Annotated in this window: 18 protein-coding genes and 1 tRNA gene; 12 read left to right on the forward strand and 7 right to left on the reverse strand. The window is 41.5% G+C overall.

Annotated features, from left to right (window positions below):
- Positions 1-65 precede the first annotated feature (65 nt).
- A tRNA-Ala gene (locus N473_RS21095) sits at positions 66-141 on the forward strand.
- A gap of 64 nt (positions 142-205) precedes the next feature.
- A complete protein-coding gene (locus N473_RS21100; RefSeq protein ID WP_063369652.1) occupies positions 206-532 on the forward strand; it encodes a cupin domain-containing protein in 327 nt (108 codons plus the stop codon).
- On the opposite strand, the gene N473_RS21105 is transcribed toward N473_RS21100, so the two are convergent.
- Positions 512-2,899 (reverse strand): hybrid sensor histidine kinase/response regulator, encoded by a 2,388-nt coding sequence (locus tag N473_RS21105; protein ID WP_063369653.1) that lies wholly within the window; start codon positions 2,897-2,899, stop codon positions 512-514. The two genes, N473_RS21100 and N473_RS21105, sit on opposite strands and share 21 nt — an antisense overlap.
- A gap of 279 nt (positions 2,900-3,178) precedes the next feature.
- Complete coding sequence (locus tag N473_RS21110; RefSeq protein WP_063369654.1) at positions 3,179-3,646, reverse strand: DUF3293 domain-containing protein; 468 nt, start codon at positions 3,644-3,646, stop codon at positions 3,179-3,181.
- A 236-nt stretch (positions 3,647-3,882) separates the two neighbouring features.
- On the opposite strand from N473_RS21110, the gene N473_RS21115 reads away from it, so the two are divergent.
- The 4 genes from N473_RS21115 (at position 3,883) to N473_RS21130 (ending at position 8,005) form a co-directional block, all read left to right on the forward strand.
- Positions 3,883-4,989: a type 1 glutamine amidotransferase domain-containing protein gene (locus N473_RS21115; RefSeq protein WP_063369655.1), complete on the forward strand. Its 1,107-nt coding sequence runs from the start codon at positions 3,883-3,885 to the stop codon at positions 4,987-4,989.
- Positions 4,990-5,354: 365 nt separating this feature from the next.
- A complete protein-coding gene (locus N473_RS21120; protein WP_039610601.1) occupies positions 5,355-5,771 on the forward strand; it encodes a winged helix-turn-helix domain-containing protein in 417 nt (138 codons plus the stop codon).
- Between the two features lie 266 nt (positions 5,772-6,037).
- Positions 6,038-6,748: a response regulator transcription factor gene (locus tag N473_RS21125; protein ID WP_063369656.1), complete on the forward strand. Its 711-nt coding sequence runs from the start codon at positions 6,038-6,040 to the stop codon at positions 6,746-6,748.
- Between the two features lie 3 nt (positions 6,749-6,751).
- Positions 6,752-8,005 carry a sensor histidine kinase gene (locus N473_RS21130; protein WP_063369657.1) on the forward strand — a complete coding sequence of 418 codons (1,254 nt, stop codon included), beginning with the start codon at positions 6,752-6,754 and terminating at the stop codon, positions 8,003-8,005.
- A 65-nt stretch (positions 8,006-8,070) separates the two neighbouring features.
- Here the strand turns inward: N473_RS21130 and N473_RS21135 are convergent, their stop codons facing one another.
- A complete protein-coding gene (locus N473_RS21135; protein ID WP_063369658.1) occupies positions 8,071-8,682 on the reverse strand; it encodes a hypothetical protein in 612 nt (203 codons plus the stop codon).
- A 147-nt stretch (positions 8,683-8,829) separates the two neighbouring features.
- On the reverse strand, positions 8,830-9,456 hold the full coding sequence (locus N473_RS21140) for an arylesterase (protein WP_063369659.1): 627 nt from the start codon (positions 9,454-9,456) through the stop codon (positions 8,830-8,832).
- Between N473_RS21140 and N473_RS21145 the strand changes: the two genes are divergently transcribed.
- On the forward strand, positions 9,455-10,174 hold the full coding sequence (locus N473_RS21145) for an ABC transporter ATP-binding protein (RefSeq protein WP_039610605.1): 720 nt from the start codon (positions 9,455-9,457) through the stop codon (positions 10,172-10,174). The two genes, N473_RS21140 and N473_RS21145, sit on opposite strands and share 2 nt — an antisense overlap.
- Positions 10,164-12,668 carry an ABC transporter permease gene (locus tag N473_RS21150; RefSeq protein WP_063369660.1) on the forward strand — a complete coding sequence of 835 codons (2,505 nt, stop codon included), beginning with the start codon at positions 10,164-10,166 and terminating at the stop codon, positions 12,666-12,668. The genes N473_RS21145 and N473_RS21150 overlap by 11 nt, the downstream gene beginning before the upstream one ends.
- A 51-nt stretch (positions 12,669-12,719) precedes the next feature.
- On the opposite strand, the gene N473_RS21155 is transcribed toward N473_RS21150, so the two are convergent.
- Positions 12,720-13,508 carry a penicillin-binding transpeptidase domain-containing protein gene (locus N473_RS21155; RefSeq protein WP_063369661.1) on the reverse strand — a complete coding sequence of 263 codons (789 nt, stop codon included), beginning with the start codon at positions 13,506-13,508 and terminating at the stop codon, positions 12,720-12,722.
- 120 nt (positions 13,509-13,628) lie between these two features.
- On the reverse strand, positions 13,629-14,495 hold the full coding sequence (locus N473_RS21160; protein WP_039610608.1) for an AraC family transcriptional regulator: 867 nt from the start codon (positions 14,493-14,495) through the stop codon (positions 13,629-13,631).
- Between the two features lie 502 nt (positions 14,496-14,997).
- On the opposite strand from N473_RS21160, the gene N473_RS21165 reads away from it, so the two are divergent.
- From N473_RS21165 to N473_RS21180, 4 genes are all read left to right on the forward strand, one after another.
- Positions 14,998-17,973 (forward strand): TonB-dependent receptor, encoded by a 2,976-nt coding sequence (locus tag N473_RS21165; RefSeq protein WP_231099615.1) that lies wholly within the window; start codon positions 14,998-15,000, stop codon positions 17,971-17,973.
- 344 nt (positions 17,974-18,317) lie between these two features.
- Complete coding sequence (locus N473_RS21170; RefSeq protein ID WP_063369662.1) at positions 18,318-18,791, forward strand: YbaK/EbsC family protein; 474 nt, start codon at positions 18,318-18,320, stop codon at positions 18,789-18,791.
- Positions 18,792-19,317: 526 nt separating this feature from the next.
- Entirely contained in the window at positions 19,318-20,571 is a 1,254-nt protein-coding gene (locus N473_RS21175; RefSeq protein WP_063369663.1) for an MFS transporter, read from the forward strand.
- 2 nt (positions 20,572-20,573) lie between these two features.
- A complete protein-coding gene (locus tag N473_RS21180; RefSeq protein ID WP_081221332.1) occupies positions 20,574-21,449 on the forward strand; it encodes an ROK family protein in 876 nt (291 codons plus the stop codon).
- A 66-nt stretch (positions 21,450-21,515) separates the two neighbouring features.
- On the opposite strand, the gene N473_RS21185 is transcribed toward N473_RS21180, so the two are convergent.
- Complete coding sequence (locus tag N473_RS21185) at positions 21,516-23,693, reverse strand: fasciclin domain-containing protein (protein ID WP_063369793.1); 2,178 nt, start codon at positions 23,691-23,693, stop codon at positions 21,516-21,518.
- Between the last annotated feature and the right edge of the window lie 21 nt (positions 23,694-23,714).

The raw sequence follows: 23,714 nt of genomic DNA on the forward strand, positions 1-23,714 counted from the left end.
TCAAATAAAATCCAAAAACAGCTTTACAAATTAATAAGATATAATAGAATCTTAGTCTCTAACTTGGGGCTATAGCTCAGCTGGGAGAGCGCTTGCATGGCATGCAAGAGGTCGGCGGTTCGATCCCGCCTAGCTCCACCAAGTCTTACCTATCTAGCATTTTATCTGCACTTTTAATATTGTGTTAACGAGTTAAAGGCCACCCATGAGTAATGGAAAACAAAATGTGTTCAATGCACTGCCAAGCGATCTGACTGACGAATTTTTTGAAGTGATCGCGGGTAATGGTGATGTGAAAATCGAACGCATTATTTCAAAAGGGCATTCATCGCCAAAAACTGGATGGTATGACCAAGCGCAGCATGAATGGGTAATGGTAATGCAAGGCGAAGGTGAACTGACGTTTGAAGATGGTCGAGTTATCAGGCTGGGGGCTGGAGAGCATATAAATATTCCTGCCCATTGCAAACATAAAGTCAGTTGGACACAGCCCGACACAGAAACAATTTGGCTAGCTGTTTTTTATTCCTAACCATTTACTTAAAATGGATTCTAACTTGGTCATTTCGACCGGTTTCGCAATAAAATCATCCATGCCGGCGCTGTAATAGGTGGCAATATCTTCTAAAAAGACATTCGCTGTGATGGCGATAATGATCATCTGACTGTGTTGTGGGTGTGCTCGAAGTTGTTTAGTTGCCTCAATACCATCCATCTTTGGCATATGTACATCCATCAGAATGAGATCGAAATAATCTTGATTCACTTTTTCTATAGCGTGTGCACCATCTTTGGCGACGTCGACACGTAGACCCAGTTTTTCTAACATCGCACTGATCACCACTCGATTTATGGCGTTGTCTTCTGCAAGTAAGATATGCCCGCTTAATTGTGCACATTGATCCTCAGCGGATCGAGTTTGATCTATTAAACAACACGGCGCATAGGGCCAAGTAAACGTAAAAGTGGAGCCCTCATTGGGCGTCGATTCGCATAAGATGATGCCACCTGCGAGGCTGACAAGTTGTTGGCAAATACTGAGGCCAAGGCCCGTTCCTCCGAATCGTTTAGTGGTACTGTCATCTTCTTGGCAAAAAGGATCAAAGATTTTATCTTGCTGATCTGGCCTAATGCCTATGCCGCTATCTTTGATTGTGAACAGTAACTGCTGGCCATCTTTTGGGTTAAGCTGAATGAAAACAGAGATCTCACCTTGTGCTGTAAACTTGTAGGCATTATTCAACAGGTTCAGCAGTACTTGTTGTAGCCTATGTTGATCGCTGGCGATCTCAAGCGGCGTATTGGGCGCGATGGTATAAGTCATGTAAATTGGCTTGGAGTGCGATCTGTTTTGCGTTAATTGAATTAGGTGCTCGATTGTACTTTTTAGTTCAAAAGGTTCTGCATATAAACTGATCTGTCCTTGCTCTAATTTTGAAATATCTAAGATGTCGTTAATCAGCGTTAATAGATTACTGCCTGATACATTGGCCAGTTTTAATAGTTGCTTTTGTTCTTCACTAAAGCTTGCTTCTTGCTCTAGTAGCTGGATAGTGCCTAAAATACCGTTCATTGGCGTTCGAATTTCATGGCTCATGTTCGCTAAAAAACGGCTTTTGGCAGAGACCGCAAGCTCTGCGTCATGCATGGCTTTTTCCAACGCTTGGGTGCGTTTTTCTACTCGCTTTTCTAGGTCACTTTCTCTTGCAAAAATGGTGTCTCGCATAGACTCGAACGTTCGACTTAATTCAGCTATTTCATCGTCTCCTTTTATTTTTAGGTGGACATCATATTGCCCCTTCGCCAATGAATTGGCTGCACGAGTCAGCTTAGAGATGGGGCTATATAGCCGATACGCTATCCACCAAGCAACCAGCATACTGAGCAATGTGGCCAAAGTTAGCGTGATGAGCAGTTTTTCTTTGAGAATTTCAACAGAAGCAAACACGACTTGCTCGGGTAATACGACCGCTAGGCTGTAATTTGCGGAAGGGATTGGAGCGTAAAAGACAAAAGCTTGGGTCGACATATCGAGCATGAATTGTCCGTGCCCTTCAAATCCAGCGATCATTTTTAATCCAATCGCTTGTAAAGTCGGATCTCTTTCTTTCGTTACACGAGTAATGATACTGGCTTTTTCTCCAATATCATTGAGCACATATTTACCATCAATATATTGGTGTTGAACGGTTTTCTCTTTGTCCCAGTGATACATGTACACACCAGTACTCGAGACCAGCATAAATTTAGTTTGTTTACCAAATTGCTGCAGTACATGATCATGGACATTGGTGATCAGTCGATCAATTTCTCGCCACGCAATACTGCCACCGATTAGCCCCGCTACTTGATTGTCGGTATTTAAAATAGAAGCCGCAACAACAATCTGCTTTACGCCTGTGGTGTATGAAATCATTGGCTCAGAAACATAAACGCGAGGCTGGTCGTCGATGTTGTTACTCACAGTGTGTTGCCAGTAATCACGTTTAATGATGGTTTTATGCTTTGAATGCGGATCTGAATCATCAAAAGTGCGACGCATACCTTGATGGGGGTTACCCCCTTCTGTGTTGTGAAAACTGCCATCAGCTCGCCCTAAAATGAACTTTTCATAAATATTATGGTGTGACTTTTTTTCTGTTTGGAGTATTGGTTTTATCCGCTCAAAGTTCATTGAACGCAAAGTCGGTTGACGGGCTAACGTGGCTATTTCAGATTTTCGCTGGGAGAAATACGCATTGAAAATGGCGGCTGCGTTTAAAACTTCAGACTGTGCAGCTCTGATGCTCATTTCTCTGGCTTGCTGTGCACTATGGATCATGGCTATCAAAAACATGATCAGCATAGGCATCAGTGCTGTGATGGCTAACACGAGAGGAAGTCTGGTTTTGAGCTGCATAGGTACTGCTTTACGATTTATTTAACTTTAATTTTAGTCAAGAATTGAGTTGCGCGGAGTAAAACTCAGTATGTCTGTGGGAAATTAAATAAAAGGCCAAATTATCAATGCGTTATTTTTTTCTTGTCTTTGTTGTTGCTTTAAGATTTATTATTCTAAATCAATAAAACTTGCGTGTTGAGATGCTACTGTAGTATTGAAAAGCGAAAGGAAGTCATAAAAATTAAGAACAACCATTCCTTTCTATTTAGTCATATTTTTCGTATGAAAATAAAATGGTCATATTTGTGCTGTATTTTTAATAGGTAAAGTCATGCGGTTAATTCGTGAAGTAAATAATGTATCCAGCACACAGTTTTGCTCAAGGTTGTCACTATTGTATAAGGTAATCCTATTGTTATCTAAAAAGTAAAAGGCTCGCTGATTAAATCGAATGGATATTTTTTGTGCAAGCTGAAGAGAAATATCTACTGAAATACTGAGCTCACGATAAGACATGTCATGATTACCGCCAAATAAATAGTGTATTGGCACATTTAGACGGGACAAAGAAGTAATATTTTTTTGCTCAGTCAGCTTATTTTCTTTTCTAGATAAAATATCAGCATGTGGGTTCCATAGGCTAATAATTGCTCCGTTTATATAATGAGCGATAGGAGAAAAAGGGTAAAAATAGACATCTTTATATGAATGCCATAACGACGTTGGAATGAAATCACTTTTTACATTTTTATCTATGTCATTCATTGCTAAAATTTCGATATTTTAAAAAAATTTATAATTACTGTTCAGTCTTTAAAGGTAGAATTTTTACACCAAAATTAAGTACGTCGATTTTTAATGTATTACTCCAAAAGTATGGGAATAGAACGTTTGCTCAATGACGAGATTATTTTATTTTACCTAACGCTATTCTTAACACTTCACGGTCCTTTCACATCACACACTCTATTGTAACACTCTCAACCAAAAGGAGAGTCGTTATGAAAAAAATTGCATTATGTGCAGGTTTATCAGTTTGCAGTACGTTGGCATTTGCAAAAGCGCAAAGCAATGTTTTGATTGTACTTAGTAGTTACGGTGAACTTAACCCGCAGCAAAAATTGGTTAAGCCGGGCTATGAGTTTGGAGAATTAGCTAAGGCGTATTATGTATTTAAGCGCCACGGTATTGAAGTCACCTTGGCGTCTCCTCATGGTGGTAAGCCTGTTGCAGACGAATATGATAAAGCTGCGATGTATAACAAAAGGTTTTTAAATGATGAGACTGCTGTCTCTGCGTTGTCGCAGACCTATAAGCTCGATGAAATAGATATTGATAAATACGATGGTGTTTTTGTGGTGGGTGGTAAAGGCCCAATGTTCGACCTATATCAAAGTGAGCCACTGAAAAAGATAATAGCAAAGTTATATGAAAATCAGGGGGTTATCGGGGCTGTCTGTCATGGGCCTGCGGCATTAGTCGATGTTAAATTAAGCGATGGTAGATACTTGGTCGAAGGTAAACGGATTAATGGTTTTACCAATGCAGAGGAGCATGCGTTTGGGTCAAAGTGGCTGAAAGACTTCCCATTTTTACTGCAAGATAAGTTAACTGAACGCGGGGCTAAATTCGAACAAGATGCTGTGATGCTGAACCATATAACCATAGATGGCAGCGTGATCACCGGACAAAACCCGTTTTCGACCGTGGATACTGCACGTGCTATGGTTGACGCTATGGGAGTTGAATTACTTGAAGCACAATCTTATCAAGATGATGCAACCGTTAAATTGTATGAGTTATTTTTACGAGACGACAAAGCAGCCATTGATAAGTTAGAACAAGCGCCACAAGATTATGACGTAAAAATGCTTGCGATGGTGGCTGTAGTTCAAATTAATAATGCGACCAGTGAGTTTCAGGTGAGCGCCAGTGCAAGATTATTAGAGTACATTTTACCTAAGTTTTCGCACCCTGCGATAGCCATGTCTTTGGCAAAAGCTTTTGTTCGATTAAACCAGCCTGAAAAAGCACTTGAGGTGTTAAAAGTGAGCGCAAAACAGTTCCCTGATAATCAAAAAATAAAATCTTTTATTGCATCTCTGTGAGTAAAATTGAGGGCCTAATTTTTGGCCTTTTTCTCTAAAATTACGAAAAAAATACTACATCATGAATTTTCTTAATATGGGTAAAAAAAGTCTAAATAATCGACTGTCATCAATACTGGAATAAACTGCAATTTTATAAAATAAAGCGTGTGTTTTTTGTTCTTGTATGTGTTTTTTTTGTATAAAACTTGTTTAATTCAGGTTGATCGAGAAGCTTTTTTGTTTCTTTTATGGACAATTGGGTAATATGTTTCTATTAACAAAAGTCATGTGAAAATATGACTTAATTCATTCCAATATACCTATTTGAGCGATAAAATAAAGGTGCTTTTAAAGTCATATATAAAGGAAGTATATTGTTGATCATGAATTTAAGTGATAAAGAAAATACTGACTTTACCTTTGCGGTATTTGGTCATTATGCACTGAATAAAAGGAAACGTTCGTTAACATTCTGCGGTGAACGGGTGAAAATTGAACCCTTGATCTACGACTTGTTAGTTTACTTTATTCAGCACAGGGATCGCGTTATTAGCCGCGATGAGTTGTGTCGAGAAATTTGGCAACAAGAATATGTTGATAACAACGCGATAAACCGGGCTGTGTCAGAGCTTCGTCGCAGTATTTCAAAGCACAACCTTGAAGGTGAAGTAATCAGAACTCATTACAAAAAAGGGTACAGTTTTAATTTAAACGTGAAACTTGACCCGCGTCCCAGCTTATTTCAGTGGCTGTCACGACTGTTTAGTCAGTCCCCAATGAGAAAAGGAAAGTTAACGTAAACAAGCACAAAGGTACATTTAGCATAAGCAAATTTTGCTTAACTATAAAAATAGGTATAAAAATTTTCATATTTCGTGCTTAGGTTATGAGTAAGTGTTGCTTACTTAAATAAGGGCTGTTTTGAGAATAAGCCACCTTCAAAATAATGCTTGGTAAAATAGTGTGTTCACACATCTAATTTTTACCAAGCGCTTTGTTATTTCACACCCACTTCACATGTCTCCATGATAAGCTGTTCACACTTTGATAATTGAGTGGTATCAGCATGGAAAGACACGCCTCATCGCGCAGTACTCAGGAGCAATTTAAAGTTTTAGTGGTAGAAGACAATCATGAGATCAGTTGCAATATTGCTGAGTATTTTGAGCCGTTAGGGCTGATTTTAGATTTTGCTTATGATGGTCAGCAAGGAGCACAGCTTGCTATGGACAACTACTATGACTGTATCATTTTAGACATTATGTTGCCGAAAATGGATGGGTTGGCAGTGTGCGAATTTCTGCGTACCAAAGCAAACAGACATATTCCCATTATTATGCTGACTGCACGTGATGCGCTGAATGACAAGCTGGCTGGGTTTAATATGGGAGCAGATGACTATCTGACTAAACCCTTTGCTTTAGAAGAGCTGTATGTAAGGTGTTTGGCGTTAGCTAAGCGTCACTTACTTAACTGCGAAAAAACGTTACAGATTGGTGATGTGAGCCTGAATGCGCAAACACAAGAAGTGAAGCGCGCTGGACAAGTGATTGCTTTGCAGCCTATTCCACTAAAAATCTTGCAACTACTCATGGAACACCATCCTAGACCTTTAAGTCGCAGTGAGCTGTGTGACAAAATTTGGGGAGATGATCCAACTGACTCTGATGCGCTTCGTTCTCATATTTATCAGCTTAGGAAAGCCATAGATAAACCATTTGATACCGCTGTGATTAAAACAATTCACAGTGTTGGTCTGGCATTGGATACAATTTAACTTATGAAAGCACGTCAATTACGCACTAGGATCATCGCTTATTTTGTTGGTATCTCTTTATTTATCAGCATATTATTTGGGTTCGTGTGTTTCTTATTCGCATATACAATAGAAGACAATTTGTTCAATGTCATCCTCAAAGACGAAGCCGCTTATGTTTCAAAGCAACTGAGTGTGGGAAACATACCTCAACCGAGGTTAGAATTTATCCAATACCTAGAAAGCAAGGAGCGATTACCTGAGTTTATTAAAAATACACTTGTTGAAGCCCCTGGAGCTAGGGAGTTTTCATCTGAGGGAGATAAGCACTATCACCTAATGTGGTTGGATCAAGGCCTGTTGTTGGCTGAGGTGAGCGAGCAATTGGTTGTTCGAAAAATTAAGCTCGGTATGTTTAATTTTATGCTGGTAGCCCTGTGTATTGTGTTGGTCGTGGCTATTTTATTGGCCTATCTGTCATTAGCGATGGCTAAAAAACTACTGACCCCTTTGGATAAGCTAGTTGATATTGTGGCGCAAGCACCTGTAGAAAAATTACCGCAAAACTTTTCTGATCAATTCGTTAATGATGAGATTGGCGGTTTTGCGCGCACCCTAGAGCAGGCATTGGATCGTATTCGTCAATTTATAGACAGGGAACAGGCTTTTACGCGAGACGCATCACATGAGCTACGTACGCCAATCGCGGTGACTCAAGGTGCGCTGACACTACTAAAACAAGAAGCGCTTAATGATAAGCAACGTGCATTGGTAGAGCGTGCTGCGGCAGCGCAAGAGCAAATGGCGCAAAGCGTTGAAATATTGTTGGCACTGGCAAGAGAAGAGACCATTCAACAGACAGATGTCACGTTATTGCCTATTGTTGAAAGCTGCGTTTTACAGCAAGTACATAAAATCGCCGATAAAGATATTACGGTTGACATTGATATACCAAAAGAAGCAACGATATCACTTGGTGAGAGCCCACTCAGCTTGATATTGAGTAACTTAATTGGTAATGCATTTTCACATGTAAACCAGGGCTTGGTCACAGTGCGCTTTTCACACAATACGTTGAGTATCATTGATACAGGGGAAGGGATCCCTGAAGATATTCAAGCACGTATTTTTGAGTCTGGTGTAAAAAGTGACAGCAGCTCAGGGCTTGGTATGGGTTTATCTATTGTTCATAGGTTATGCCAAAGGTTGGATATTGACTTATCGCTTGATAGCAGTGAGCACGGAACGGCATTCCACCTCACCTGCGTGTCTTGTTAAAAGCTTAAGGTGTTTGCCTCAAGCTTGTTGTCTTGTTAATGCGTCTACTTTGGATCTGATGAGACTTATTTGACAAGCCCCTTGTTGAGGAGTTCTTTGGTAATGCGCTTAGATATTAATGAAGCCATGGTTTTGTTGTGATTAAGCATGCCGTGTTGTGCACTGATTGCACCTGTAGCAACCATCACTTTACTTTGGTCACCCTTATCAAATAGGGTAATTTTAAACGTATCGACTAGACGTACAGCTGTGCTATGTGATGTATAACTTGTAGTTGGCGTTGAATACGAAGACTGTTCAGATAAATATGAAGGTTCAGTATGTGTGGTGGTGTGATGTGATACTTTGCGCTGCTGTGAAAGTAGCTCTATTTGCAACCGAGCTTGTGCCCCTGTTTTTGCAAATGTTTGTTGCCAAGTTTGCTGATCATACTCTCGTGTCGGAGCAAAAGTGTCGATTGCTTTTATACACTGAACTGAACTTAGCTTAAGATTGATTTGTTTACACACGCGCTCTTCGATAAGTGTTTTCGCTTTTAAATCAGTGACGGCTACTTCAACCATTAAGCTTGAATACTGAGTGGATCTAAATTGCGGATCTACATAGCTTTGCATGTCAATCGATGCGCAGCCAGACAAAGTCGCCATCGCCATGCCAGTTACAAAAACCTTTTTCATTTTCATTTCCTTAAGATATAACTTCCTTAGAAGGGAATTGTTTTTATTGTTAAACGGATCTGTGAATACTTAATTTGTAATGAAATTGTACCCAAAATGTTGTTTTAGGTACATAGGTTATTGTGACTTAAGTCATTTTTTGGGTTGTTATGATTTTTCTAACCAAGAATCAATTTGCGCTTCCATAAAGTCTCTAATGAGCGGCTGAGCTTTTTCATTGGGGTGTAGGTTATCATTTTGCATTAAAGTTTTGTCTACGGCGACTGGTACCATAAAGTAATCCATTAGGTATGCTTCGGTCTCTTTGGCGACTTTCTGGTAGTTGTCCGTAAACATTTTTGTGTATCTTGGGCCTAAATTAGGTGGAATTTGAATCTCCATGAGTGCGACCTTTGCGCCACTGTGCTGGCTTTTTGTTACCAGTTGAGTTAAGTGTTTACGAATAAGTTTGATTGGAAACCCTCGAATACCATCATTACCCCCAAGCTCAATCAGTACGTGGCTAGGCTGGTGGGCTTTTAATTGTGCGTCAATGTTCAGCAATGCGTTGTCTGTGGTTTGCCCTGATACGCTCATATTGATCAATAAGATCGATTTTTTCTGTTCAACGTACTTATTTTGTAACAAATTAACCCAATCTTGGTCTTGTTTAAGTCCGTAACCCGCACTTAAGCTATCACCTATGATCATAATTTTAGTTTCGTTTGCGACAGCGCTAAAAGGCTGATAAAGGCAGGCGAGGAACAGCATAAGTTTTAGGAAAATTCGAATCATGTCAGTACTTTCTCAGTTAAATGTTATTCAGGTCAAAGGGCTTAACAAAACAGTCAGTACCTTTGAAGGTGACTTAGATATCCTTAGCGATATCAATTTCACTGTCAAGTCGGGAGAGTCTGTTGCGATCGTCGGCACATCCGGTTCTGGTAAATCAACGCTATTGAGCTTACTTGCAGGTTTAGATACGGGGTCTGCTGGCGAAGTCTTTCTCGATGGCGCGGCGCTCAACAAGCTAGATGAAGAAGAACGAGCACGCTTGAGAGCTGAAAAAGTGGGTTTTGTATTCCAATCATTTATGTTGGTACAAAGCCTGACTGCGCTTGAAAACGTAATGCTACCAGCTGAATTGGCCGGTGACAGCGGCGCTAAGCAGCAAGCCAGTGAGTTACTCGATAAAGTTGGTCTATCTCATCGCGTCAGTCACTATCCATCGCAATTGTCTGGGGGGGAGCAACAACGTGTGGCAATCGCACGTGCATTCATTGGTTCACCTAAAATACTCTTTGCGGATGAGCCTTCGGCGAACTTGGACAGTAAAAACGGTCATTTAATAGAAAAGTTGTTATTTGATCTGAATAAGCAAAATGGCACCACCTTGATATTGGTTACCCATGACGAAGCATTGGCGCAACAATGCGATCGTATTATTCACATTGAAGGCGGGCAGTTAGAAAAAATTCGTGATGGTGAAGGAGCAACAGTACATGTGGTTTAAGTTAGCACTTACTTTATTTTGGCGTGAATTACGTCGGGGTGAGTTAACCATAATCTTTGCGGCAATCGCGCTTGCGGTACTGACGGTATTCAGTTTGTCATCGGTGACTGAGCGTATTCGTCTCAATATTGAGCAAAAGTCGGCAGACTTTATCGCGGCAGATAGACGCTTAGCGAGTAATCACCCGTTGAATGAAGCGTTTATTACAGAGGCACAAAGTCAGGGATTAGAAACAGCAAGGCAGATGTTTTTTGATTCGATGTTATTCGCCAACGATGAGTTGGTGCTTGGTTCAATCAAAGCCGTATCGCAAGGTTATCCACTCAGAGGATTTGTGACACTCAAGGATAATTTTGAGCAAGCTGACTACGACATTCGAGGTGTGCCTGAGCAAGGGGAAGTTTGGCTCAGCGAGGGGATGTTTTATAGTTTAGGGTTGGCAGTTGGTGACGAAGTTGAAATTGGTGCAGGTATTTTTAAGGCCAGCAAGATCTTAGTCAATGAGCCTGATGCCCCGTTTTTTTCTTTAGCAGGTAACAAGCGAGTGCTGCTTAACTACAATGATATAGAGGCAACGCAAGCAGTTCAGCCTGGTAGCCGAGTATTTTATCGCATGTTATTCGCTGGAGATGAAGCGACTTTAACCAACTACTACGCTTGGCTAAAACCACAAATGCGGGATAACCAGAGATGGCAAGGGATCAAAGATCGCCAATCACCGCTTGGTGAAAACTTAGAGCGTTCGGAGCGCTTTTTATTACTTGCGGGTCTATTTGGGATCATGTTGGCAGCGGTAGCCATGGCAGTGTCTGCGAAGCGTTATTGTGAGCGTCAGTATGACCCTGTCGCGATGATGAAAACCTTGGGCGGCAGTCGCGCGACTATTCGCAATATCTTTTTGTTACACCTGTCGATGGTCACTTTATTCTCAGTCGCAATTGGGTTGGTGATTGGCTACATATTGCAAGCGGTCGCAACGGATTATTTAGCCAACTTTATGGATACACAGCTACCACTGGCGGGAGTTAAACCATGGTTTTTAGCCATCACCATTGGTGTTGTCTGTGCGCTGATGTTTTCTTTAAAACCGTTGCTTGATCTATTTGATATTCCTCCTTTACGGGTATTACGCCGCAATCTAGGTGATAAATTGGCCGTGAGCCGCATTCATATGGCGTTGTCTGTGAGCACTATTTTTGCGCTTATGTGGTTTTTCAGCGGTGAATTAAAAACGACATTATTGCTATTTGGTGGTACAGCTATCCTCATGTTAGTGCTATTTGGTGTGTCTAGGCTCTTGTTCAGTGCTGGGAGAAAGTTAGGGCTAAGTCCAGGTAGCAGCTGGTCTTTGGCCATTGCAACATTGCAAAAACGTGCCAATGCGAATGCGGTTCAGTTAATAAGCTTCGCACTGGCTATCAAGTTGATGTTGTTTTTGTTTGTGTTGAAAAATGATTTGATCTCTGACTGGCAAATGCAGGTTCCAGAGGACGCGCCCAATGCATTTTTGATCAATATCGGCGAGTCAGAAGTGGAGAGAATTGAAACGTTTTTTGCACAAAATAATATTTCTCACGCTGATTTCTTCCCTGTTTTCCGTGGTCGAGCAAATGCCTTAAATGGTGAAAAATTTGCTCGCAGTGCGTCAAAACAAGAAGGAGAAGAACAAGATGAAGAGGCAGCACGCGGTGCTGGCCGGGAGCTCAATCTTACTTGGATGACGACATTGCCAGAAGGTAACGAAGTCGTTGAAGGTACATGGTTTGAGCAAAACAGTGCTGATCTTGAGGTGTCGATCTCAAGAGGGATGGCTGAGGGCATGGGGATTGAAGTTGGTGACACACTGAGCTTCTTAGTGAATGAGCGCAGTTTTGACGCCAAGGTAACCAGTTTACGCAGTGTGGATTGGGGCTCACTGAAACCGAACTTCGTTATGATCTTTAACCCTGTTGTTGCCGGACAATTCCCTGTCACTTATTTCACCGCCGCGCAGTTTGCTGATGGCGATGAAAGAACAGTGAGTAAGCTGTTAAGGGAACATCCGACGATGAGTATGATCGATATTAAAAGTCGATTGGAGCAAGCCCAGTCAATGATTGCGCAAGTTTCATTGGCGATCAGCTTTGTGTTAACCATTGTGTTAACCAGCGGTGCGTTGGTTTTGATTTCTCAGGTGCAAGCAAGTTTAGCTGAGCGTATGCAGGAAATTGTGATTTTGCGTACTTTAGGTGCTAGAGGTCGGCTTATCAAGTTAGCTACTTTATATGAGTTTTTACTGCTCGGAGCATTGGCTGGGTTTGTTGCTGCGTTAGTCAGTGATGTGACTTTGCTCATCATACAAAGAGAGCTGTTTGAAGTGGAAGGTAAGTTACATCCCTACATTTGGCTGTTAGGCCCTACGAGCGGCGCGCTCTTTGTGGCGTTGATAGGTTACTTCATGGTAGCCAGTACCATGCGACAAAATACCCAGGGTTTACTTAGGAAGTTAGCTTAGGCCTATACAAAAAGAGGTAACGATGTTACCTCTTTTTGTTTCAAATATAGCTTATAAAACCCCTAGTTCTCTGAGCGTTGCTTTTGCCTTTTTGACGCGTACTTTAACCATGTCGTTAAATGTCGGCGCATACATATTAAAAGCAAAATAATGTGTTCCTTGTGCGTTTTTAACTTTGCCTACATACCATCCTACATACGTTTTTTTGGCAATGGGGCCAGTACCCGTCTTGGCAAATAGGGTATGTTCTGGGGAGGTTTCTTGCAAAAAGATGGCATCAAATGTTTGGTAAGTATGTGCACTTAACCCCAAAGTTTTGTTATCTAGACGGTGTAGGAAATCGACTTGTTCAAATGCCGAAATTTGCATACTCGAATTCAGCCAAAAGCTATCCAGTGGCCCTGTAATATCTTGATTGCCGTAATTAAACTGAGACAAAAACGTCTTGATTTCTGGTTTGCTGAGTGTCTTGGTCCAAGTTTGATACAGGGGTAAAACCGAATAACTAAATGCATCGCGTAATTTGATGTCCTCTTCTTGCCATTTGGCTGGCCACCACTTTTTCGGAGGATACTGGCTGGTATCTACTTGGTAAGTTGCTTTGGTATTGATTTTATTTTTCTCAAGTAAAATGAGCGTATTGGGAATTTTATAGGTTGAAAATGGACTAAATGGCCGCTCGGCGCGAGATTTATTAATAACTTGCCATTTATCAGATTGCTCGCTGTACACCACCATCGTACAAGAGTCACCTTTGCGACACCCCTCTTCAGAGTATGCTAAATGAGAAGTTGAGAGCGCCAATCCAAAAAAAAGTCGTGAAGTCCATTTAAATCGCATAATTTGCCTTGGTTTTATGATTGTTTGGTGCGCAATTTACAAGGGGGATACTGACTTTTAACTGAATCATGACAGTACATAGAAGATGTTAGACCAACGTAAGATTGGTCTAACATCGCGTTACAGTAGCGCTTTATGTTGAATACGAGAACGAAACTGACTCGGTGTACATGCTTTAATTGCAAGAAAGCGGCGATTAAAATTTGATAAATTATTGAAGCCGCATTGGTCGCTGATCACGGTAATTGGTGCTTTGGAATTGATAAGCAATTTGCAGGCTTTAGCAATGCGTAGTTGATTAATAAATTCGGTCACTGTTTTTTCTGTACGTTTTTTGAAAAAGCGATGGAAATGATTGGTGCTCATATGTGCTTGTTCTGCGAGTAGGTCTGCATTTAATTGCTCTGTGTAGTTTTCATAAATAAAGTTAATTACTCGGTCGAATTTATCTTTAGCAGGATCTTGTTGATTAGCATAGTTAAACTCCATACTCGATAGAGTGTCATAGTCACTTGTGGCCATTTGATTAAGCATGTTAAACAATAATACATAGCGTTCCAGTGGGTTTGCTTCAGCCATTTTGATAAATAGCTGCTCGGATGTTTTGGCCAAGTTTTTACTGAATTTTAATCCGCATTTGGCTTTGTGAAGTAAGGTGTGTAGGCTTTCAAATTCTTTGTTTAATCTGAGTTGCTGCTCTAACCAGAGGGCTGGTATTTGCGCCACATACACTTTTTGCATACTGCCATCCATGTTTGGCTTTGATTGCCATGTATGTGGAAGCTCAGGTCCAAGCAATACTAAGTCATAGTCTGAGAAAGGGGCAATATAATCACCAATATGGCAAACCCCTTTGCTGTTTAGGGTAAGACAAATCTCATACTCTGGGTGATAATGCCAATTAAATGGAATTTCATTTAATTGATATAAACAGTATCGCCAAGAGCAATTGGTTGAGGGAATGATTTTTTCGCACATCGCTCTCATAATATTATCCTTAATGTTTATCTTTGATTGTTATTAAAATATTTCTTGAGCACATGTTTTCAGAGAATGTTCCAACGATAAAGTTGGTTATCCTTATTCTTCTTTTACATATAATTAAATAATTTATCACCTATCGACTATATGGTGATACATTTCAAATCAATCATGATACTTATCTAACCACTTTAATTTTGACTAAAAAAGCACTCAAATTCAGCGGGTATAACGCTAAAAAGTGCTCATTTTGCGATGACAGCGCTGTTTATTGATAGTTTTGTACCTGTATGGGATAGAAAATGCAAACATCTTGACGCCTGTGCTGCTCAAATAGGTAGTGAATGAAATTAGAGTTGTTAATTTTAAGTAGCATTATAGCTAAGTGATTTTTTCAGTAGCTCAGCATTATCGAGTGACGAGTTCAATGTACTTGCTTGGTGTTAAGTATTGAGTTTTCTCTAATTTTCTTTTGCAAAAACAGATTAAAAATAGATCAGAGAGAATCATGATGAAACAAAATTTATCTCCATTTAGATTGTCGCAGGTGTCTTTTGCCGTTTTAGCCAGTATTTTGCCTCTCGGTGCTATTGCAGCGGATACTGGTGTGCAAGCAGAGCAGGTTGAAGTCATTGAAGTGCGCGGTATTCGCGCTTCAACTGAAAAAAGCTTAAATACAAAACGCTTTGCTGATGGCGTGGTTGATTCAATTACCGCTGAAGACATAGGTAAGCTGCCAGATGTGACCATTGCTGATTCACTGCAGCGTGTACCTGGTATACAGATCCGACGTAGTGCAGGTGAGGGATCAACTATTAATGTACGAGGTATGCCTCAAGTCACAACATTACTCAATGGCGAGCAATTTTTAAGTGCTGGGTCAATTACTGAAGTTCAACCTGATTTTACTGATATTCCTTCAAGTTTGGTTGGTGCGATGAATGTTATGAAGTCGCCAACTGCAGATACGTTAGCGGGCGGTATATCCGGTACGGTTGATTTGATCACTCGCAAGCCATTTGATCTGGAGGATGGTTTCAGTGGTGCGGCATTGCTTGAAGCATCCACAGGTTCTTATTCTGAAGAAACGGATCCTAAATTTATGGTGTCGGGCGGTTACAATGGCGACCAGTTTGCTGTGCTAGCGACCGTTTCATATGATGAGGCAAACCTTGCCAACTATCGTTTTGGCACATTAAATGACAAATGGGGTTACGCGCCATTTGAGAATCATGAAAAAGCAAATTGTTGGTACTGCCCGAAGACCGATATGAATGGCGATGGGGACTCGGATGATGCCGAATTTACGTATGTAAACTACGGGATTATGAACCGTTTTACTGAACGGGAGCGTTTAGGTGCAACGGTCAGCTTCCAAGCGCAATTAAGTGATAATTGGACATTGAGCAGTGATGTGTTTTACACCGATATGGACGATGCGGATCGTCAAAAAGGGATCACCGCAGATAACGCATGGAGTGGTCATTGGGGTTGGCAAGAACAACACGATCCAATCAATCGAGGCCAATTAGATAATGGCCATAATTTGTATACTGCGCAAGATATTACGCTCCATGCTCCCCGTGTTGTATCGCACTCTGAAAGTCACACAAATAAACGCGAATCGACCAACTTTAATTTTGAACTAGAGTACAAAGGAGATGGCGACTTTTCGGGTAAAGTACGGTTTATTACCGCAGAGGCATCGCGTAGCCACACAGAAAATGTTGCACAAGGTTATTTAACCAATGGCCTTGCTCATGGTTTGAGGCGAAATGATGGTACTGGTGCAATAGCGGTAAACCCCGGTGGATATGGCCCAGAACCTGTTCCAATGCGTCTAAATTATACCGGAAAACATCCGACACTACGTGGTCCGGAGCAATTGCAAGGGGAGGTATTTGGATCAAATATCGACCGTTATGCGATTGTGTCAACATATTCTGAAAATAACTATGATGAAGATGCGAATTTAGACATTTTACGTTTTGATGGTGAATATTTGTTTGATTTTGGCCATTTAGAAAAAATGTCCTTTGGTGTTCGTACAAGTCAGCGTGATGTGACTCGCGAGCAATATGTACTATTGGCACCATTCTCTAATCCAGTCGGTGAAGGGACCGTCAATGTTATGTGGAAAGACCAAGGGTTGGCAGCTTTTGACACTGATGGCAATGGTGAGCTCAATACGGAAAAAGGGGATATCACGATAAGCGCAGATAACCCTCTAAACTTTAGCGCTTTACCAAGTGGTTGGGTATCAAAGAGCGGTGATTTTGGTCCTGCGTCTATGGATGAGTATTACTTTATTGATCCTCGCCAGCTCGATGATCATTTTGGGTTTCAAAATGCCTTATACGCGGGCAATATCAAAGGCGGTGTGCCGGGTAGTTCATATACTGTTGAGGAAATGACTCAATCAATTTATTGGAGTGCTGATCTTTCCAATGATTTTTATCGTGCTAACGTGGGTTTTCAATACATAAAAACTGAGCTGGATATACTCCAAAATGTGGTGGGTGAATCTATTTGCTCAAACTGTCCAGGGTCGGTAGCTACGGATGGTGGTGATATTGTTACAGATCGCTCGTTCAATGACTTTTTACCTGCTGTGAATGTCGCATTCAACCTCAGAGACGATCTGATTTTGCGTACATCATGGGGTAAGACTATGACACGTTTGGATCTTGAGGCAATTGCAGGGGGATTGAGTATTAGCCGTGCGCGAGCAGGGGATGACATTGCAGCTGAAGAGGGCGTTAGTCCAGACTTATTGATTGCTACAGATGCACAGATGCAGGGTAATCCAGACCTTGACCCTTGGCGTGCAGACAATACTGATGTGACATTAGAATGGTATTTTTCTTCAAGCGGTTTAATGAGTGTTGCCTTATTCAAGATTGATTTAGAGTCGTTTATTGAATCAGCGCAATGGCAAATACCAGCTGAAGATGGTGACGGTGTGACTCGTCGTGATGTCAATGTAAATGGACAGGTTAATGGCACTGGTGGCACGATGGAAGGTGCTGAGTTTAGTTATCAACAAGCTTTTGATTTCTTACCTGGGTTTTGGAGTGGCTTTGGTGCAGCGTTCAACTACACCTATTCAGAAAGTGAAAGTGGTAAGACAGGGTTTGGTGGAGAATCGCTGCCATTAGAGGATAACTCTAAAGAGTCCGGTAATGCTGTTTTATGGTATGAGCAAGATGGTTTGCAATTTAGGTTAGCGGCAAACTATCGTTCTAAACGCTTACATACGGTATCGACGCCGGGTGGCATGGGTAACGTAGGGATCTGGACCGAGCCGACAACATATATTGATATGTCGGCAAGTTATGATATTAGTGATTCTCTGACAGTTTACATGTCTGGCAGTAACTTAACGGAAGAATATGAATCACAGTATGCACAGTGGAAAGATAACCGTATCGCCCAGAACATTTATGAACGTCGCTTTACATTGGGTGTTCGTGGACGCTGGTAATGACGTATTTCCTTTAATCATTAAAACCTGAAAGGCCTACCGGCCTTTCTTTTTACTAAACTGCTCACAACATTCCTCCTTATTTTTAATGGCTTTTTTAGCGCTTTATATTCAATCACTTACACTCTGTAAATTAATATTTGATTGTGAAGTAAGTCATTGATGATAAAAGTATCTATTTTAATGGCGATGTGTCAGTATTGATTGAATTTTATTCACCACATGGTGTGTGGAAATGAAAATTGTTTACTACTTAGCTTTCTTGATCATGCTTGATTAATTGCATTTTTGAAAGCGAGTAGTTGAGTAATGGCATTAAATTAAATGATTAATTAAGGAAAGATATGAATTTAAGTAAAAGTGCACAGCGTGTTCAAGATGCAATTATTGCGGCAGGGTGCAAATTTTCAGTTGTTGAGTTGCCTGGTAGCACAAGAACGGCCGATGAATCGGCAATCACTATTGGTTGTGAGTTGGGCCAAATCGTTAAATCACTTATATTTAAAGGCAAAGAAAGTGGTAAGCCTGTTTTGGTGCTGGTGAGTGGAAAAAACAGAGTAAAAGAAAAACGAGTCGCTCAGTGTTTGGGTGAAAAGTTAAGTAAGGCAGACGCTGACTTTACAAAAACTGTAACCGGGTTTGCTATCGGAGGCATACCGCCAATAGGTCATTTAGAGCCTCTTATTACTTTCATAGATGAAGACTTGCTAGAGTATGAGACTGTTTGGGCAGCTGCAGGCACGCCTCATGCCGTGTTTTCTCTGCCATCGTACAAGCTACCTGAATTAACGAGCGGGCAAGTAATTACAATTAAATAGTATGTATAAAGGTGATGCCCACTTAAACCGTCCTTTGTGCAATCAGGCTTCTCTCTTACTTAATATGCCCCTATATGGGGCTTTAAATTTTCTAATACAGATGGCATTTTTTCAGAAACTAAAATAACAGATAACTCAATCGACTAAGATACCAATCTAAATTCCATCAAGCTCAAATTTCACATCATGCTGCACTGAAAGAGATGCACCCAAGTTATATTTTGACCCGCTATAATTTAAATAATAAACAACTTATTTTTACATTTAAATCAGTTATGTTTTGGCTCTTTGCTATATAAATAGGCCCCCTTAATGGGGAATTTTTTGAATAATTTATCTTGTGGTTTTCTGTGAGCTTGAATTGTATTGATAAAGGTTTGAAAAGTGCCTCAATATTCGTTTATTTGACGGCAAACTAACCTTATTTGACGAGTTAAGGTGATGGTGGATTCCCCTTGGATCATTTGTCTGCCAACAAAAGGATCCTATTTTTGCCATCACCTTTTTATTAAATAAGGTACTAGTAATGAATAAGAATTTGCCTGCGGTCTTTGTGATTCTAGCGACGTTCTTTATGATCTCTTTTATCACCAATATTCTTGGTCCCATTTTTCCTGAATTGATAAACAGTTTTGCTATCGGTATGACGTTGGCTGGCTTTTTTCCATTCGCTTTTTTTGCAGCTTATGGCGTGATGTCTATCCCCGCAGGCCTGTTAGCCCAGCGAATGGGTGAGAAATTTGTCATGCTTTTGGCCTTTTGCATTGCCATGGTCGGTGCACTGTTATTTGCTTTTTGGCCAACATTTGAACTTGCCATGATTGCATTATTTTTGGTGGGCAGTGCAATGGCATTTTTGCAGGTAGCCATTAACCCCATGTTACGACGAGCCGGTGGCAGTGAGCACTTTGCTGTTTTATCTGTGGTGGCGCAATTGCTATTTGGTGCGGGAGCCACCCTATCTCCGATTGTTTATGTTAATTTGGTTGAGTGGTCGCAGCAGCCAAGCAGCATTTTAAATAGTTTGGTACCGCAACACATGAGTTGGTTGAGTATGTATTGGCTGTTTGCCGCACTGTGCTTAGTGATGTTTATCTGGGGAGGGATGACTCGGTTTGAATCACGCCGCCATCCTGAAGATGACGCAAAGACATATTCATTGGCTGAAAGCATAGCACTGTTTAAAAATAATGTGGTGATCAAGTATTTCTTTGCCATCGCAGCGTATGTGGCATTGGAACAAGGTATTGCTAATTCTATTTCGATTTTTATGTTGCAAGTTCATGGAATGGATGCTCAACAAGTTGGCGCCAGTGTGGTGAGCAAGTTTTGGTTAATGCTGACCGTAGGATGCGCCGTCGGCTTAGTAATGATGAAGCTATTCGATGTGCGCAAAGTTTTGGCGTGGTTCTGTATTGGGGCGGGGGTTAGTTTAGGGGGGGCGATATTCGGCTCATCAACCATGGCACTTTGGGCATTCCCCGTAGCGGGCTTCTTTTTATCAATTATGTGGTCAGCACTATTTTCTTTAGCATTGAACTCGTTTTCTAATGGCCATAGTGCGATTGCAGGGATTTTATGCACAGGCATTGTGGGAGGCGCTATTATCTCTCCACTCATTGGATTGTTAGTACAAGTCTCAGGTTCACTGCAACTTGCATTGTTAGTGCTCTTTTTGCCCTTGGGTTATATGTTGCACGTGGCTTATTCATCTAATCCTATCGTGAATAATCATACAATCCGTTTTTTTGAGAAAAAATCAGCAGAGCAGGAAGCATAAATATGTCAGGGATGGTTGTCTGTATCGATTTAGGGGGCACTAAAGCCCTATGTGGAATCGCAAAGCAAGGGCATATTGCGAGTGTAAAACGTTATCCTGTTCCCGCGTCTGGGAGCAAACAAGTAGTAACAGACTATATCATTGAACTGGTTAGAAAAACCATTACAGAAGAGTGTGTAGGCGTTGCAATTGGGATCCCTGGTGTGGTGAATAGTGACACTGGTGAAGTATTTGAAGTGACCAACATTCCAGCGTGGCGTGATGTGCAATTATCGCAAGTGTTATGTGAGCGCTTCAATGTGCCTGTATTGGTGCATAATGATGTGAATTGTTTTACATATGGTGAGTATCGTTATGGTGAGCACGGTGGGAAGTTGGCACCATGTAAAAATATATTAGGGGTGTGTCTAGGTACTGGGCTCGGTGCCGGTATTGTTATTGATAGGCAACTGTATACAGGCCGATATGGGCTGGCTGGTGAATTTGGTAGTGCGCCTTATTTGGGTAAGACGATTGAAGACTACTGTAGCGGTCAATTTTTCAAACAACGGGGAACTGATGGAGAATTAGAGTATCTATCGGCAAAAGCTGGCAACGTTCAGTCACTGAAGCTGTTTGAACAATTGGGAACGCATTTAGGAGTTGCTTTTGCTCATATGCAGTTGGCATATGATCCAGATGTCATCGTAATGGGCGGTTCTGTTACACAAGCATTTGATTTATTTGGTGAGCGTATGTTTGCATCTTTTACACAGTACGAGCAATGTAAACAGCTGAATATTCGAGTTAGCCAGCTTCCTCATGCGGCACTATTGGGCGCATTTGCTTTATTTGAACAAAAATATAAGGTTGCGTCCCTTGAATTTGATTGTATTTAGCTATGTAGTAGAAAAAGGTATGGCAGCCTTAAGAGGGTGCCATACCAAACTCAAAGGAAGGGTAATTTAGTCAACCGACGTGATAACAGTGTCAATTAAGTGTACAACCCCGTTGGCGGTGTAAATGTCTTTTTGAATCACATTGCTGCCTTCAATTTGCAATCCAGAAGTGGGTAGTATGACGTGAGACCAGTTATCTATGCTACTGCCCATCATATCGCCAGCTGCTGTGTCAGCAGCATAAAGGTATAGCGGGCGGCCTAAATAAGCCACTTGCATTGAGTTGTCTTGTCTTACGATTAACGACAGGCCTGGTATGTTGGCGATTTGTGCTTCTGTGGCGATCACTGGTGGCCATGCGGTTGCGCAAGCGTCGTTGCACTGGCTTTGCGCGAAAGTTAAGTCATTATCAAATGTATAAAGCGTGAATCCAGCTTTTTCACTGCCATTGCCTGCTACTAGTATTTGCTTGCTTGAGTTGTATGCGACTGCGTCATTTTCACCATTATTGGTACCTGCAAAATCGACGACGCTGATATCAAGCATGTTTGATGCAAGGGTGTCTACTTTCTTGCCATTTAATTTTAATGCAGTCATAGCGGACGCTTCGAGCCCCAGTACATGTTGAGTAAGCACTTGTGTTAGCCCTGTATTGTCAGCAAGTAAGGCATTAAGCGTATCTGCAGGTATTTTTTGGAAGGCTCTATTGGTTGGTGCAAACACGGTAAACGTTGCTTCTTTGTTTGACAGCGTCTCTACTAAATTGGCTGTTGTGAGGGCGGTAACTAGCGTTGATAGATCATCCGTTTCAGCGGCGACTTCAGCAATGGTTTTTTCTGACACGACTTTGTCCGCCGGTGGCATAATGACTTTGTCCAATACATGGATAACACCGTTGTCTGCTTGAACGTTGGCAGTTCTGATGACCGCATCGTCGATAAAGAGTTTACTATTAACCGTGCTCAATGCTGCCATATCGCTGTTGGCCATGGTAACCATGTTTGATTCTGATGAGGCGATAGCGGATGCAGCATCAGACATGACACTTTGTCCTGATACTACATGATACAGTAAGATGTCTTTTAGTTGTTCTGTGTTTGCTCCAAGTGCATCGAGCGTTTCTTGCCCTAGTGCTGCGAATGCAGCATCAGTTGGTGCAAAAACCGTGAATTTTACGGTGGGATCTGATAACACTTGGTCTAACTCTGTTGCGCCTAGCAAGCTGATCAGCGTGTTGAATGACCCAGCTGAAGTCGCCACTTCTGGTATTAAACCAAGGGACTCAGGAACTGTAACATCCCCAACAACAACTGCATCGAGCACATGTATGATGCCATTGGACGCTGCGATGTCGGTTTGTGTCACGGTGACGCCGGCAAATTTCAGCATGTTTGAAGCGGTATCAATTGCAACGCTTTGTTGATTGTTAAGCAAGGTGGTTGCAGTTTTTCCATTCAAAGACATTGCGGTAATGGCATCAACGCTGCCAGACACAATGTGTTGTTTGAGGATATCGCCAAGCACGTCCGGGTTTGCCAACAACGTATTAATCGTTTTTGTGCCAAGCGCTGCAAAAGCTGCGTCTGTTGGCGCAAACACTGTAAGTGCATCAGATCCCGTCAGTGCACTGGTAAGCCCTGCGGTTTCAACTGCTTTAAGCAATGTAGTGAAAATACCCGCTGCGGTAGCTACTTCAGCAATATTTTGAGTTGAAGTTGCATCTGTTGGCGGGGTTAATACAGCGTCGATCACATGAATAATGCCATTGTCGGTTTTTATGTCTGTTTGAGTAACAGTGGCTGTATTCACAAGTAAATTATCACCAGATAATGACAGCGCTATTTTTGCACCATTGACGGTCGCTGTCGTCTGTCCGGCCAATGATACCGCTGTTTCAGCGTTCACTTCAGAGCTAAGTACGTGGTATGTCAGAATTTTCGACAGTGTGTCTGTGTCGGCAAGTAAGCTGTTGATGGTGTCTGTGCCTAATAGCTCGAAAGCGGCGTCGGTTGGGGCAAACACTGTAAATTTGTTGTTCGTGTCATCTAGTGTTGCGTTTAACCCTGTGGCATCAAGCGCTGCAACAAGTGTATTGAATGAGCCCGCTGCTTTAGCTGCGTCATAAACAGAGGTTTCAGGTTGAGTTTGTTCTGGGGTAATTACTGGGTCATCATCATCTGAGCAAGCAGATAAAAGACCTACGACGGCAACAAGTGCCAGTTTTGCAAGTACTTTCACGATCATCTCCATTGGAGTGGCTAATTT

This window comes from Pseudoalteromonas luteoviolacea CPMOR-1, assembly GCF_001625685.1.
Taxonomy (GTDB): domain Bacteria; phylum Pseudomonadota; class Gammaproteobacteria; order Enterobacterales; family Alteromonadaceae; genus Pseudoalteromonas; species Pseudoalteromonas luteoviolacea_K.